Annotated in this window: 11 protein-coding genes; 7 read left to right on the forward strand and 4 right to left on the reverse strand. The window is 69.1% G+C overall.

The annotated features are described in order from the left end of the window. Positions 1-391: 391 nt before the first annotated feature. From GQ56_RS0106270 to GQ56_RS0106285, 4 genes are read left to right on the forward strand one after another with little or no spacing between them, the layout of a single operon-like run. Positions 392-1,099 carry an ABC transporter ATP-binding protein gene (locus tag GQ56_RS0106270; RefSeq protein ID WP_162836096.1) on the forward strand — a complete coding sequence of 236 codons (708 nt, stop codon included), beginning with the start codon at positions 392-394 and terminating at the stop codon, positions 1,097-1,099. Beyond that, complete coding sequence (locus GQ56_RS0106275) at positions 1,096-2,508, forward strand: ABC transporter permease (protein ID WP_031397832.1); 1,413 nt, start codon at positions 1,096-1,098, stop codon at positions 2,506-2,508. The genes GQ56_RS0106270 and GQ56_RS0106275 overlap by 4 nt, the downstream gene beginning before the upstream one ends. 13 nt (positions 2,509-2,521) lie before the next feature. Continuing rightward, the gene (locus GQ56_RS0106280; protein WP_031397833.1) at positions 2,522-3,307 is read left to right on the forward strand and encodes an outer membrane lipoprotein-sorting protein; all 786 of its coding nucleotides are present in this window, start codon (positions 2,522-2,524) and stop codon (positions 3,305-3,307) included. 3 nt (positions 3,308-3,310) lie between these two features. Further along, positions 3,311-4,573, forward strand: a complete 1,263-nt coding sequence (locus GQ56_RS0106285) for a hypothetical protein (protein ID WP_031397834.1) — start codon at positions 3,311-3,313, stop codon at positions 4,571-4,573. A 178-nt stretch (positions 4,574-4,751) separates the two neighbouring features. Here the strand turns inward: GQ56_RS0106285 and GQ56_RS0106290 are convergent, their stop codons facing one another. Then, positions 4,752-5,285 carry a DUF6622 family protein gene (locus GQ56_RS0106290; RefSeq protein ID WP_031397835.1) on the reverse strand — a complete coding sequence of 178 codons (534 nt, stop codon included), beginning with the start codon at positions 5,283-5,285 and terminating at the stop codon, positions 4,752-4,754. A gap of 276 nt (positions 5,286-5,561) precedes the next feature. On the opposite strand from GQ56_RS0106290, the gene GQ56_RS0106295 reads away from it, so the two are divergent. Together GQ56_RS0106295 and GQ56_RS0106300 are read left to right on the forward strand one after the other, a co-directional pair. After that, positions 5,562-6,635, forward strand: a complete 1,074-nt coding sequence (locus tag GQ56_RS0106295; RefSeq protein ID WP_034199010.1) for a sensor histidine kinase — start codon at positions 5,562-5,564, stop codon at positions 6,633-6,635. Between the two features lies 1 nt (position 6,636). Further along, positions 6,637-7,368, forward strand: a complete 732-nt coding sequence (locus GQ56_RS0106300; RefSeq protein ID WP_031397837.1) for a LytR/AlgR family response regulator transcription factor — start codon at positions 6,637-6,639, stop codon at positions 7,366-7,368. 62 nt (positions 7,369-7,430) lie between these two features. On the opposite strand, the gene GQ56_RS0106305 is transcribed toward GQ56_RS0106300, so the two are convergent. Together GQ56_RS0106305 and GQ56_RS43975 are read right to left on the reverse strand one after the other, a co-directional pair. Then, entirely contained in the window at positions 7,431-8,645 is a 1,215-nt protein-coding gene (locus tag GQ56_RS0106305) for an MFS transporter (protein ID WP_031397838.1), read from the reverse strand. Between the two features lie 130 nt (positions 8,646-8,775). After that, complete coding sequence (locus tag GQ56_RS43975; RefSeq protein ID WP_152601658.1) at positions 8,776-9,114, reverse strand: hypothetical protein; 339 nt, start codon at positions 9,112-9,114, stop codon at positions 8,776-8,778. Here GQ56_RS43975 and GQ56_RS0106310 point away from each other — a divergent pair. Beyond that, the gene (locus tag GQ56_RS0106310) at positions 9,113-9,643 is read left to right on the forward strand and encodes a P-loop NTPase family protein (RefSeq protein ID WP_031397839.1); all 531 of its coding nucleotides are present in this window, start codon (positions 9,113-9,115) and stop codon (positions 9,641-9,643) included. The genes GQ56_RS43975 and GQ56_RS0106310 overlap by 2 nt on opposite strands. A 243-nt stretch (positions 9,644-9,886) precedes the next feature. Here GQ56_RS0106310 and GQ56_RS0106315 read toward each other — a convergent pair whose 3' ends face one another. Then, on the reverse strand, positions 9,887-14,812 hold the full coding sequence (locus tag GQ56_RS0106315) for a YadA-like family protein (protein WP_031397840.1): 4,926 nt from the start codon (positions 14,810-14,812) through the stop codon (positions 9,887-9,889). Between the last annotated feature and the right edge of the window lie 386 nt (positions 14,813-15,198).

A 15,198-nucleotide genomic window follows, 5' to 3' on the forward strand; every position in this document is an offset into this window, starting at 1 on the left:
CGCTCCCCCTCTCAAACCTGGTATGTCTCATTGTTATGCCTTGTTATGTCTGTGTCTTGGCTTCCCGGCATCCGGCGACCGCTCTCACATCGGCCGGTGTCGTGCGGATCGACTGCTGATCGGCTGCGAGTGTATCGATTCGTCGCGGAAAGAAACGATCATGCGACCAATTGCAGAAGCGGGCGACGAACCGCGCATGGAGCCGATGGAATGCAGCGCGGGGCACCCGGCCGCGCGCCGAGCCAGTGCGCGCCGGCGGGCGCGGCCGGCCGCCGTTCGTCGCGGAGGAATACCGTTCGTCCGCGCGTCCCGCCATTCGTCGCACCGCGCCATGCCGGGTGGCGGATCCCGCTAAGGTGGCGGCATGGAACAGATACCCCGGGAGGTGCCCGTGTTGGCGGCCAGCTTGAGTCATGTCACGAAAACATATGGAAGCGGCGCGCTCGCCATCCCGGCGGCCGACGACGCGTCCCTCGATATCGTCGCGAACCGCTTCACGGTGCTGTCGGGCCCTTCCGGCAGCGGCAAGACGACGCTGCTCAACCTGCTCGGCGGCATCGATCGCCCGACGCGCGGCGTCATCGCGGTCGCGGGCGAGCGGATCGACACGATGAGCGAAAACGCGCTGGCGGATTTCCGCGCGCGTCACATCGGGTTCGTGTTCCAGTCGTTCAACCTGCTGCCCGTGTTCAGCGCGTTCGAGAACGTCGAATATCCGCTGACCCTGCTCGGCGTCGCCCGTGCGCGACGCCGCGAACAGGTGCTCGCGCTGCTCGACGCCGTCGACATGGGCGACAAGGCGCATCGCCGGCCCGGCCAGTTGTCGGGCGGCCAGCAGCAGCGCGTCGCGATCGCGCGCGCGCTCGTCACCGAGCCGGCGCTCGTGCTGGCCGACGAGCCGACGGCCAACCTCGACAGCGCGACCGGCGCCGCCATCATCGGGCTGATGCGCACGATGCAGCGCGAGCGGGCGACGTCGTTCGTCTTTTCGTCGCACGATCCGCAGGTGATCGCCGCCGCGGACGACGTGGCGATGATCCGCGACGGGCGCGTGGTGGAAGTCCGCTCGATCGCACCGCGCGAGGAGGCCTGCCAATGAGCCTCTGGGTACTCGCGTTCCGCAACCTGCTGCGCAACCGCCGCCGCTCGGCCACGACGCTGCTCGCGATGATCGTCGGCCTGACCGCCATCCTGCTGTTCGGCGGCTATGCGCGCGACATCAACTACGGACTCCAGACCAGCTACGTGCGCCAGGGCGGCCATCTGCAGATCCAGCACCGCGACTATTTCCTGTACGGCAGCGGCGACCCCGTCTCGTACGGGATCGGCAACTACGGGAAGGTCATCGATACCGTGCTCGGCGACCCCGCGCTTGCGCGCATGGTCACGGTCGTGACGCCGGTGCTGACGATCAACGGGATCGCCGGCAACTTCGGCGCGGGCGTGTCGCGCACCGTCTCGGGCAGCGGGATCGTCGTTGCCGACCAGAACCGGATGCGGCAGTGGAACGACTACGGTTTCGCCGACCGGCCGACGCCCGTCGCGCTGACCGGCAGCGCGCCGGACGCCGCCGTGATCGGCACGGGCGTCGCGCGCGTGCTGCGCCTGTGCGACGCGCTGCGGGTGCCCGATTGCCGCGATCCGGCCGCCGCCCCCGCCGCCCCCGCCGGCGCATCCGACGCGTCCGACCTGCCCGACGACATCGCGTCGCTTTCCCGCGCCGAGGCCGCCGCGAAGCCCGTGCGCCGCGCCGGCCTCGCGCGTCTCGAACTGCTGACGTCGAATGCGTACGGCGCGCCGAACGTCGCCGAACTGTCGGTGATCGCGGCACAGAAGCAGGGCGTCAAGCAGATCGACGACATGTTCGTGCAGGTGCACCTGCCGCAGGCGCAGCAGCTCGTGTACGGCAGCGGCCCGAACGCGAAGGTGACGTCCATCGTCGTGCAGCTCCGGCATACGGCCGACCTGCCGGCCGCGCGCGCGCGGATCCAGGCGCTGCTGCGCACCCGGCTGGCCGGCGAGCCGCTCGAGGTGCTCGGCTTCGCGACGCTCAATCCGCAGTACGGCCAGGTCACCGGCATGTTCGGCGCGATCTTCGGCTTCATCGCGGTGCTGATCGCCACGATCGTGCTGTTTACGGTCGGCAACACCATGAACATGGCCGTGATGGAGCGCACGCACGAGATCGGCACGCTGCGCGCGCTCGGCCTGCGCGGCGCCGGCATTCGCCGCCTGTTCGTCTGCGAAGGCTGCCTGCTCGGCCTGTGCGGCGCGGCCGCGGGCACCCTCCTCGCACTCGCGGCGGGCGTCGCGATCAATCGCGCCGGCCTGCACTGGACGCCGCCCGGGCAGACCGATCCGGTCGCGCTGTCGGTGCGCGTGTGGGGCGAATTCGGGATGATCGTGCGTTATGCGCTCGGCGTGACGGCGGTCGCGACGGTCTCGGCGTGGCTGCCCGCGCGCCGGGCGGCGCGCCTGCCGATCGTCGATGCGCTGCGCTTCGCCTGACCGGGAGACCGCCATGACCTCGCCCCTCCGGATCGCACGCGCCGTCGCGCTGCTGCTGGCCCTCGCCGCCGCCACCGCCGCCGTCGCGGACCCCGCGGCGCAACAACTGCTCGAACAAAGCGACGCCGTGCGCAACCCCGACAAGCCGTTCGGCCTGACGACGACCCTGCTCGAATTCCGCAACGGCCAGCAGACCGACGCCGAGACGCTGAGGGTCTACTCGAAGGCCGACCCGGCAACCCGCCAGTTCCGCACGCTGGTGCAGTTCGTCGCGCCCGCGCGCGACGCGAACAAGCTGATGCTGAAGAACGGCAACGATCTGTGGTTCTACGACCCGTCCAGCCAGGCCAGCGTGCGGATCTCGCCGCAGCAGCGCCTGCTCGGCCAGGCCGCCAACGGCGACGTCGTGACCGTCAACTGGGCGAGCGACTACGACGCATCGCTCGCGGGCGAGGAAGACGTTGCGGACGGCGAGCATCAGACGCGACACTGCTACCGGCTGCACCTGACGGCGCGCGCACCGGACGTCACGTATCACGCGATCGACCTGTGGATCGCGAGCGACACGAAGCGGCCCGTCAAGGCGCGCTTCTTCGCGGCGAGCGGCAGCGTGCTGAAAATCGCCTACTACCGGCACTACCAGGAGCAGCTCGGCGCGGCGCGGCCGACCGAGACCGTGATCATCGACGGCCTCGATCCCGGCTGGGTCACGGTGATGCGCTACGCCGACTACGCGTGGCGCGACATTCCGGACGCGTGGCTGCAGCGCGCGTACCTGTCGCGCTTCAAGGCCGACTAGGCGATGGCGCGGCACCGGGTCGCGGCGCTGGTCTGCGCGGCGGGCCTCGCGGCCGCGCAGACGGCCGTCGCGGCCGACGACGCCGACGGCGACGCGCTGCGGCTCGCCGATACGGCGACGGCCGCGCCCGTGACGCCGGGCAACTGGCGCGGCACCTTCGAGGCGGCCGTCGCGAATTACACGGCGGCAAGCCAGACCGGGCCCGTGACGCTCGACGACAACGCGCGCGTCTCGAACACGCTGTCGTACGACGGCACGTCGGGCAACTGGCGGGCGATCCTGTCGAACCGCTTCGACGCGGGATGGCGCGCGGGCACGTCGCAATACAACGCGGTCGACACGCTGAAGCAGGCCTACGTGAGCTGGCAGGCGAGCCCGAACGCGCTCGTCGACGTCGGCCGCGTGAACCTGCGCGAAGGCGTCGCGTCGGGCTTCAATCCCACGGATTTCTTCAAGGCCGGCGCACTGCGCTCGGTGGTGTCGATCGATCCCGAGAGCCTGCGCGAGAACCGGCTCGGCAGCGTGATGGCCCGCACGCAACTGTTGTGGAGCAGCGGCTCGGTGACCGCGCTGGTGTCGCCGCGGCTCGACACGCACCCGAACGACGCGACCTTCAATCCCGACCTCGGCGCGACGAACGCGCGCACCCGCTACATGCTGAGCGGATCGCAGCGCCTGTTCGGCAACTTCTCGCCGCAGTGGCTGCTGTACGGCGGCGAAGGCATCGCGCCGCAACTGGGCGTGAACGCGACCACGCTGATCGACGACGCGACGGTCGGGTTCGTCGAATACGCGATCGGACGCGGCAGCGCGATCGCCGACTTCTCGCAGGCGACCTCGTCGTGGACGTCCAGGCTCGCGACGGGCGTCACCCATACCTTCGCGAACAAGCTGTCGCTGACGCTCGAATACGACTACGACGGTGCGAGCGCCAGCGCCGCCGCGTGGCGGGCGCTGCAGAACGACCCGTCGCGATACTGGCGCTATCGCGACACGGCGAGCGTCGCGCAGGAACTGATGACGCGGCGCTCGCTGTTCGTCTACGCGTCGATGCCCGACGTGTTCGTCCAGCACCTCGCGCTGACCGCGATGGCGCGCTACAACCTCGACGATCACAGCTACTTCACGTGGCTCGAGGCGCGCTATCACTGGCCGCGCACCGATTTCGCGGTGCAGTGGCAGAGCAACCACGGTGCGGCGCGCAGCGTGTACGGCGCGCAGGCGCAGAGCGAGATCGTGCAGGCGATCGCGACGTTCTTCTTTTGAACGGCTGAGGGTGGAACGCGGGCGTCCGGCATGACGCGCCCGGCGCGATGCGGCGGGCGCGAAAGGTGGGCTGGCGGCTTGTGCAGGGGTTGGCGGCGGGAGCATGCGACAACGGGGCAAGCCCGGCGCGCCCGGCGGGCGGCCCGCCAGGCCCGCCCTCGCCGCCCGGCGCCCGGGCTCAGCGCGACTCGAACGCGGAGCCGGCGTCGTCTTCGGCGGCGCCGTTCGCGTGACGGATGCCGCGCATGACCACGTTGAGCGCGCGTCCGAGCGGCATGCCGACCAGCAGGCCCCAGACCGCGAACGACAGGATCGCGAACGCGCCGGTCGCGGCCCACGGCCGCGCGGCGGCGATCGCGTAGTGAATGAACGTTTCGGCGACGAACGTCAGCAGCAGCGTAACCAGCAGGCTCGCGTCGCCCGGCAGGCGCACGAGCAAGCCTTGCGGCCCGTTGCGGAACTGCAGGCGCCAGCGGCGCGCATGGAACCAGCCGCCCGTCGCGCCGATCACGAGCGCCGCGAGCGCCGCGGCAAAGGCATCCGCTCCCGCGTGCGGGAACAGGCGCCCGAGGCTCGACAGGCCGAGCCCGACGAACACGAGGGGAAACAGCAACGGGCGCACGGGCCGTACCTCGCGCGCGAAGCAGCGCTTGATGCCGATATAGACGAGCGCGCAGAACAACACGTAGACATAGGTCGGGAGATGTTGCATGGGGTACCTGTTCGGAAGTGCCGCGTACGGCGGCCATGTCGGCGACTATAGCGGCCGGACGGGGCGCGCGCCGCCCGTTGCGACGAACGGTGGAAATCGGCCGACGAACGGCGCTTGCGTCCGGCGAACGTCGATGCGGGCCGCCGGCGCCCCGGCGCGTCCGCGCCGCCTCGCCACCGCCCGGCGATGCGGCGCACGGGCCGCGCGACCGATCGACGATGGCATTGCCGGCGCGAATTACGCTACCATCTGCGCAATCCGCCCCCGCTCGCTGCCATGCCAAGCAAGCCGCTCTCCTTCCTGTCGTCCGCGCCCTCCTTCGGCCCCGCGCATCGGGGCCGGTCGCTGCTGGGGCTGTTCTGCTTCAACTCCGTGGTCGGGCTGATCTTCTGGGCCACGCGCCGCAACGAGGCGTTGCTGCCGTACCTGGTCGTCGCGAACGGCATCGGCTTCAGCGCGACGCTGCTCAGCGTCGCCGCCGACCGGCTGGTGCGCGGCAAGCTGGCGCTGGTGCCGAAGATCCTGATCGTCGCGCCGGCCAGCGTGTTCATCGGTTTCGAGGTCGCGGCGTCCACGATCGGGCACGTCCCGCACCTGATCGGGCGGGCGGGCGTCAAGGTCTGGCTGGCCTACGGCTCGTCGTTCGTCGTCGCCGGCGCGGCCTGCGCGTTCGTCTCGGTGTTCGTGCAGGCCGCACGCATGCGCGCGTCGCTCGAAACGCAGCGGCGCGAGGCCGCCGAGGCGCGCCAGGCCGAAACGGCCGCGCGGCTCGCGCTGCTGCAGGCGCAGATCGAGCCGCATTTCCTGTTCAACACGCTGGCGAACGTGCAGAGCCTGATCGAGCGCGATCCGACCCGCGCGACGACGATGCTCGACAGCCTGAACCGCTATCTGCGCGCGAGCCTGGGCCGCACGCGCAAGGCCACCGCCACGCTGGAGGAGGAACTGGAGCTGGTCGAGGCGCTGCTGAAGATCGCGACGCTCCGGCTCGGCGAGGAGCGCCTGCGCTACGCGATCGACGTGCCGGACGCGCTGCGGGCCCTGCCGCTGCCGCCGCTCCTGCTGCAGCCGCTGGTCGAGAACGCGCTGCTGCACGGCATCGAGCCGTCGGTCGACGGCGGCGACGTGCGCATTCGCGGCACGCGCGACGGCGACCTGCTCGTGCTGAGCGTGAGCGACACGGGAGTGGGGCTCGGCAACGCCGGCACGAAGCTGCACGGCGGCGTGGGGCTCGCGAACGTTCGCGCGCGGATGATCAGCCTCTATGGCGAGCGCGGCCGCGTGTCGGTCGGCGCGAATGCCGACGCCATGCGGGGCGTGACCGCAACCTTGCAGATCCCGATTCCCTGACATGCCGACCGCCCTGATCGCCGACGACGAACCCAACCTGTCCGCGGAACTCGCCGCGCGCCTCGCCACGCTGTGGCCCGAGCTCGAGATCGTCGGGATGCCGCGCAACGGCATCGACGCCCTCGCCGAGCTGAATGCGAAACGCCCGGATTTCGCGTTTCTCGATATCCGGATGCCCGGCCTCGACGGCCTGAAGATCGCGGGCCTCGTGCCGCACGTGCACGTGGTGTTCGTGACGTCCTACGACGAGTACGCGGTCCAGGCGTTCGACCAGTCGGCGATCGACTATCTGCTGAAGCCGGTGACCGACGATCGCCTGCTGCGCTGCATCGCCAAGCTGCAGCGCGGCGGCCCGGCGCCCGCCGACACCGCGCTGCTGGCCAGCGCGGGCGAGCAGCGCGACGCCGCGCCGATTCGCTGGCTGACCGTGGGCCTGCGGGACACGACCCGGCTCGTCTCGGTCGACGAGGTGCTGTATTTCCAGGCGGCGGACAAATACACGGAGGTCGTGACCGCGAGCGAGCGGCACGTGATCCGCACGCCCCTCAAGGAAATGCTGCAGCGGCTCGATGCCGAGCGGTTCGCGCAGGTCCATCGCGGCGTGATCGTCGCCTATGCGGCGATCGATCACATCGAACGCGATCTGCTCGGCCGCCAGCGCATCCATTTGCGCGGGAGCGACGACGTCCTGCCCGTCAGCCGCACTTGTGCGGGTCTCTTCAAGCAGATGTGATGGCGGGGCGGCGCGTCCCGATGCCGCCGCCGCGAACCCGCAAGGCGCGATTCCGGTCCCGCCTACCGGCCCATGACCTTCACCCGCACCACGAGCCACGTCAGCGCCCCCAGCACGAACACGGCGAGCGTCCACGTGCCGCCGTGATGCTGCAGCACGGCGGCCGTCGCGGCGATGCCCGCGAGTCCTTGCTGCAGGAAGCCGCACAAGGCCATCGCATGCGCGCCATGTTCATGCGCGTCGCTGACGGCCGTTGCCATGCTGTTGGGAAACAGCACGGCCTGGCCGAAGATCGCCAGGCAGTACAGCGCGATGAAACTCCACAGGCCGGCGAAATGGGTGAGCAGGCCGCCCAGCCACGACGCCAGCATCAGCGTGGTCGCGAGCGCCAGCAACGCCGCGCCGCCATGCATTAGCCGCACGCCGCCGAGCCGCCTCACGAGGCGGTTCACCAGCATCGCGCCGCTGAAATAGGCGAGACCGAGCAGCAGGCCGATACCGCCGAAGCTCGTCACGGCCAGCCCGAAGTGCGACTGGAACACGAACGGGCTCACTTCCTGCAGCGTCACGGTCGTCGCGAACCCCAGGCCGCCCGCGCAGGCCGGCCACAGAAAACCCGGCCGCCGCAGCAGGAGCCAGTAGGTGCCGGCCATGCCCGACGTGGCGGCGGTGCGGTTTCCCGCCTTCAGCGGCAATGCGTACGACAGGCCGATCGCCAGCGCGGCCGTGACGGCCATCAGCACGAAGCCCGCCTGCCAGTGGCTGTAACGGCCGATCAGCCCGCCGATGAACTGGCCGCCGCCCAGCGCCGTGATGAAGGCGATCGACAGCACGGAGAGGCGCCGCGCCAGTTCGTCGCCGCGCCAGTTGTCCCGGACGACGATGCGCGCGATGATCGCCGCGCCGCCGCCCGCGATGCCCTGCAGGCCGCGCAACGCCAGCAGCGCCGGCGCGAACGTGCAGACGGCGAGCAGCAGGCTGCTGGCAATGAACAGCAGCAGCGAGATCAGCAACGGGCCGCGCCTGCCCCAGCGTTCCGCGGCCGCGCCCCAGAACGGCACCGGCAGCGCCGCGCCGATCACGTAGGCGGAAATGGAGAATTCGGCGCCGCCTTGCGTCATCCTCAATTCGCGCATGACGACGGGCAGCGACGGCAGGTACACCGTCGTCGCCATTTGCGCCATGAAGACGATCAGGCACGCCAGCGCCATCAGGGAGAAAGTCGACGCGGCGGGTTCGCGCGGCGCGCCGGCGGCAAGCGCGGATTTGTCGCTCATGCGGCGCCTCCATGTGCCCGGGACGCGCGAACGGCCCCTGCCCGTTCAGCCCCGCACGACGGAATTCCGCCACGGCCGTCACCCGTGTGCATGCTTGCCCCCGATCCCGGTTTGGTCGCCATCGCTTCTCTCATTCGATCTCGTTATCGTTCGCCGCGGCAGCAGGCTGCCCGACCTTCGCGCCAGATTGTACAAAGCGCGAAACAGGTCTGCACGAGACCCTGCCGATATCGTTGCCATCGCATCTGTTACGCGTGCGGAAACGACGTCGCAACGTCGCGCATACCGTCGGATCGGGACAGGAAAGATCCGGGCGCGCCCCGGCAGTGACGCTCCAGCTCTGCGTGACGACCGGGAAATGCGGGAAAGGCCGATCCGCGGACTGCGCGAATCCGCCAGAAGACGCCGCACGGCCGCGCGGCATCGGGCACAATACGCGGCCTTCAAATTCGATCGCGGTCAAACCCATGCGCTTCGTCGTCGTTGGAACCAGCGGAGCGGGCAAGTCGACCTTCTCCAGCGCGCTGGCGGCTGCCGCCGGCTGCCCGTACGTCGAGCTGGATCGGCTCTACTGGGGCCCCGGCTGGACGGCCGTGCCGCCCGAGGAATTCGAGCGCGGCGTGCTCGCCGCGACGGCCGGCGACCGCTGGGTCGTCGACGGAAACTACAGCGCGGTGCGCGACGTGCTCTGGTCGCGCGCCACGCACGTGATCTGGCTCAACTTCGGGCGCCGGACGGTGTTCTCGCGGGTGCTCTGGCGCACGTTGCGCCGCGGGCTCATGCGCACCGAGCTGTCCCACGGCAACCGGGAATCGCTGCGGATGGCGTTCTCGCGCGACTCGGTGCTGGTGTGGTCCTTCACCACGTTCGCCAGGAACCGCGTCAAGTTCGCGAACCTGCGCGACGACCCGAAATACGCGCATCTGCACTGGACGGAAATCACCCGGCCGTCGCAGGCCCGCGCGGTGATCGACCGGCTGGCCCGCGCCGGCGGCTGAACGCGGTACGACACGCCCCGCTGCGGTCGTCGAACGCACCGCGACATGCAGACGCGCCGTCCGGGAGAGATGCAGAAAAGATACGGACGCACGGCAGGCGGCACCGCCACGCCACGCTTCATCACGCATCGAACGACAGCGGCCCGGGGTCGATAAACGCACCCCGGGCCGCGGATTTCCTGCCGAGGCCGGGCAACGCACGCGCTGCCCGGCTCGCCGGTCGACCGACCGGCGCGAACGACGTCAGAACTGGTAACCGGCGCCCACCACCGCGCCGAAGTCCGAACGCGTGTTGCCCGTCACCGACGCCTTGACGACCCAGCGGTTGCTCTCCGTCACGTACGAATACCCGGCGGCGAAACCTTGCTGGCCGTGATAGTTCGACGTGGCCGCCGAGACCATCGAGCGGCCCGCGCCCGTCGGTTGCGGCAGGCCGGCCACCGCCATCGCCGATGCCACGCCGCCGTACATGTCCTTCTTCAGGTCGTTGAACGAGTTGTACACCTGGCCGATGCGCTGGTCGGTGTAGCCGTTCGCCTGCGAGGACGCCGCCGAGATGTTGTCGTTCAGCTGCTGCACGTTCACCGCGTCGGTCGGCGCCGAACCGGCCGCGACGTTCGTGACCTGGCGCTCGCTGCCCTTCGCGCCGACCGAGAACGAATTGTCGCGATCCGCCACCGAGCCCGGGCCGACCGCTACCGAATTCTTGCCGGTTGCCGACGCCGTCGTCCCGATCGAGCCCGAATCGGCACGCGCGATCCACGTCGTGTTCGCGTCGGTCGCCGCCGTGCGGATCTGGTCGTTCGCCGCCGCGTTCTTCAACGCGCTGTTGAACTGGCCCATGTTGACCGCGTCGTTGTCGTTCACGCCCGCCGCGACACCGGTCAGCACGCGGTCGCCCGCCGTGCCGGTGAAACTCACGCTGGTGCCGCCGGTGGTGCTCCCGACGGTGATCGCGCCGTTCGGATCCTGCTGCTGCACGAGGCCCGCCTTGCCGTTCGCGATGTTGGTCACGCTGCCCTGCAGGTTCGTGATGTCGGTCGTGTTCTTCGACACCTGCTGGTTGGTCGCGTAGAGCTGCGAGCCGTTCACCGCGTCCGTGCTGGTGGCGCTGAGCGTGCCTGCCTGCACGTTGGTGATGCGGGTGCCGCCGGCGCCGCCGCCAAGCGTGATCGTGCTCTTCGAGCTGTCGTCGTACTGCACCGCCAGCGCACCGAGCTGGTTGAGGTTCGCCTGCACGCCCTTCAACTGCTTCACGTTCACCGCATCGGTATCGTCGGTGCCCGCCGCGACGTTCTTCAGCACGACGGCCGCATTCGCGTCGCCGCCGACCAGCGAGACCGAATTCAGCCGGTTGCCGTTCGTGTCGACGTCGTACTTGACGACGTTCTTCACCGCCTCGCCCGCCTGGTTGGACACCTGCGTGATCTGCTGTTCGAGCGACGATTGCACGCCCGACAGCTGGCCGCCGTTCACCGCGTCCGTGCTGCCCGCGGCGACATTGCCGTCGGCCACGTTGGTCAGCTTGGTCGGCGCACCGTCGCGCGCCGCGTTGTAGGCGCCGACCGTCGGGTCGAACTGCAGCGCGTTCTGTTGCAGCCCGGTGATCGCGACCGTATTGCCGGCGATGTTGGTTTCGGCGTTGGTGATGCGCGTTTCGTGGTTTGCGAGCGTCGTCGTGTTGCTGCCGACGCGGCCGTCGAGGTTCGTGAGCGCGTCGCCGACGTTGTTGTACGAGCCGCCGCCGACCTTGTAGTCCGGCGCGCCGATCGAGCCGTCCGGATTCGCCGTCGCGCCGCCGCCCAGTGCGGCCGCGGTGCCGTCGGCCGCGCGGCGCAGCTGCGCACCGTTCACCGCATCCGTGCTGCCGGCCGCGACGGTGCCTTCCGCGATGTTGGTCAGGCGCACCGCGGTCCCGCCGTTGCCCGCGCCGAGCGAAACCTGCCGCTTGCTCGCGTCGTCGTACTTCACCGCGAGCGCATCGAGCTGGCTCGTGCCGTCCTGGACCGCCGCGTTCAACTGGTCGACGTTGACCGCATCCGTACCGTTCTTGCCGGCCGCGACGTTGCCGATGCGTTGCGGGCCGTTGCCGCCGTGGCTCGCATCGTAGGTGCCGAGGTTCGCGTTCCACTGCAGCGCGTCCTGCTGCAGCGCCGCGATGTTGCCCGTGTTCGTCGTCACCTGGTTGCCGATCGTGGTGACCTGGTTGCCGAGCGCCGTCACGTTGTTGCCGACGTTCGTGATCGACTGGTTCAGCGTGTCGGTCGCCTTGCCCAGTTGACCCACGTTCACGGCGTCGCCCGCCGCCACGCCGTCCGCGACATTGCCGATGCGCTGCGGGCCGTTGCCGCCGTGGCTCGCATCGTAGGTGCCGAGGTTCGCGTTCCATTGCAGCGCGTTCTGCTGGAGCGACGTGATGTTGCCCGTGTTCGTCGTCACCTGGTTGCCGATCGTCGTGACCTGGTTGCCGAGTGCCGTCACGTTGTTGCCCACGTTCGTGATCGACTGGTTCAGCGTGTCGGTCGCCTTGCCCAGTTGACCCACGTTCACGGCGTCGCCCGCGGCCACGCCGTCCGCGACGTTGTGCAGCGCGACCGGCGCCTGTGCGCCCTTGCCGCCCAGCGTCACGCCGCTGTGCGCGTCGTCGTCGTATTGCACCGCGTTCTTCGTCGCGCTGCCGATCTGGTTGCTGATCGACGTGCTCAGGTCGCCGATCGTCGTGCTGATGTTGTTCGTCACGCTCGTGCTGAGCGACGCCAGCCCGCCGTTCAGTTGACCGACGTTCACCGCATCGGTGTTCGCGACACCCGCCGCGACGTTGTGCAGCGTCGTGCCGTTCGGGCCGGCGAACGTCACCGAATCGAACCCGCTCTGGCCGTCATACTTCACGTTGCGTGCGTCGGCCGCCTGCAGGTTGCCGATGTTCGTCGTTGCCGTGCTCAGCGACGTATTGATGCCCGTGACGCTCGTCTGCAGGTTCGTGATGTTCGACGCCGCCGTCGAAATCGACGTCTGCAGCGGCGCAACGCTGTCGTTCAGTTGACCGACGTTCACCGCATCGGTATTCGCGACGCCGGCCGCGACATTGCCGATGCGCTGCGGGCCGTTGCCGCCGTGGCTCGCGTCGTAGGCGCCGAGGTTCGCGTTCCATTGCAGCGCATCCTGCTGCAGCGCCGCGATGTTGCCCGTGTTCGTCGTCACCTGGTTGCCGATCGTCGTGACCTGGTTGCCGAGCGCCGTCACGTTGTTGCCCACGTTCGTGATCGACTGGTTCAGCGTGTCGGTCGCCTTGCCCAGTTGACCCACGTTCACGGCGTCGCCCGCGGCCACGCCGTCCGCGACGTTGTGCAGCGCGACCGGCGCCTGCGCACCCTTGCCGCCCAGCGTCACGCCGCTGTGCGCGTCGTCGTCGTATTGCACCGCGTTCTTCGTCGCATTGCCGATCTGGTTGCTGATCGACGTGTTCAGGTCGCCGAGCGTCGTGCTGAGGTTGTTCGTCACGCTCGTGCTGAGCGACGCCAGCCCGCCGTTCAGTTGACCGACGTTCACCGCGTCGGTGTTCGCGACACCCGCCGCGACGTTGTGCAGCGTCGTGCCGTTCGGGCCGGCGAACGTCACCGAATCGAACCCGCTCTGGCCGTCGTACTTCACGTTGCGTGCGTCGGCCGCCTGCAGGTTGCCGATGTTCGTCGTTGCCGTGCTCAGCGACGTATTGATGCCCGTGACGCTCGTCTGCAGGTTCGTGATGTTCGACGCCGCCGTCGAAATCGACGTCTGCAGCGGTGCGACGGTGCCCTTCAATTGCCCGACGTTCACCGCATCGGTATCGGCCGCACCGGCCGCGACGTTGTGCAGCGTCGTCCCCTTGGTGCCGGCGAACGTCACCGAATCGAACCCGCTCTGGCCGTCGTACTTCACGTTGCGCGCGTCGGCCGCCTGCAGGTTGCCGATGTTCGTCGTCGCCGTGCTCAGCGACGTGTTGATGCCCGTGACGCTCGTCTGCAGGTTCGCGATGTTCGACGCCGCCGTCGAAATCGACGTCTGCAGCGGTGCGACGGTGCCCTTCAATTGCCCGACGTTCACCGCGTCGGTATTCGCGACGCCGGCCGCGACGCCGCCGATCGTCGTGCCGTTGCTGCCGTCGAGCGCGATGGCCGCATGCGAATCGTCGGTGTACTTCACGACGTTCTTCGTCGCCGACACGATGCTCGTGCTGAGGCTGCTGCCCACGTTCGTCACGCGCTGGTCGACGTTCGAGATCGAGGTCGACAGCGAATTGCCGACCGACGTCACGCGCGCATCGACGTTGGCGATGCTCGTGCTGAGCGTGCCGTTCACGTTCTTCAGTTGCTGGACGTTGACCGCATCCGTATCCGCCGCGCCCGCCGCGACGTTCTTGAGCTGGCGTTCCTTGCCGAGCGAACCGAACGACACCGCGCCGCCGACCGGCGCGGCCGTGCCGCCGAACACCGGCGTGCCGCCGTTGTTCGCGCCGACGCTGCCCGAGCCGATCGCCACCTGGTTGTTGTCGCTCGTCTGCGCGCCCGCGCCGATCGCCACGGATTGCGAGCCGGCCGCGCGCGTCTGCGACGCCGCGTCATAGGCCGCGCCGCTCGACACGCCGTCGCTGGTCGTCGGGTTGGCGCCGCCGATCGCGACCGAGCGATCGCCGCTGGCGAGCGCCGAGTGGCCCAGCGCGATCGAGCTCGTGCCGTGTGCATCGGCGACGTTGCCGAGCGCCATCGAGAAATCGCCCACCGCCGCCGACTGGCGACCGACGGCGAGCGAGGTATTGCCTTGCGCGAGGGCCACCGTGCCGATCGCGGTGGCCGAGTTCGCCAGCGCCTGCGAGCCGATGCCGATCGCAATCGCGCCGCCGCTGCTGTTGCCGCCCTTGCTGCTCGCATTCGACTGGTCGCCGATCGCGATGCCGCTGGTGCCGGCCCGGGCATTCGTCCCCATCGTCACGTTCGTGGTGCTGACCGCCACGTAGCTCCCGCTCTTCGTGGCGACGCAGAGCGGGTTCGTGCCGTCGATGCACTGGCCGCTCAGCGCGTTGTCCGGGTTGCCGCGATCGACGAAATTGTCCGCCTGCGCGGCCCCCGAGATCAGGACGCCCGCACCCGTGAACATCGCGGCGGCCAGCGCCGAAATCTGCTTCCTCTTCATGGTCTTCTGCTCCGTTATTAGCGTGGTTTGAATATGGACTACTTACTTTTATTGAAGACTTCAGATGCGACTGCGATAACGACTTCCGTGCGGAACCCGCTTCCCGTGTCAGGCCATGCCGTGTCGAAGGCGATACGCATCGAACGCCTGCCGCGACAGGACGTACGACATCGCCGGCACGCCGCGATAGCGCGACCGTTCCGTTAATCCGGGCAATACATTAGGAATGCATACTGTTTTCCATGGGCGAACACGCCCCGCGCCGGAATCCGGAGATTCAACGCGCTTTATCTGGATACCCCTGATTTGATGTCGCGCCGACCGCGACCAACCCCGCTCTTTTATTTCATCTTCGACAACCGCATTTCCACTTTCGCGTGACGGAC

The organism is Burkholderia paludis, assembly GCF_000732615.1.
In the GTDB taxonomy this organism is placed as follows: domain Bacteria; phylum Pseudomonadota; class Gammaproteobacteria; order Burkholderiales; family Burkholderiaceae; genus Burkholderia; species Burkholderia paludis.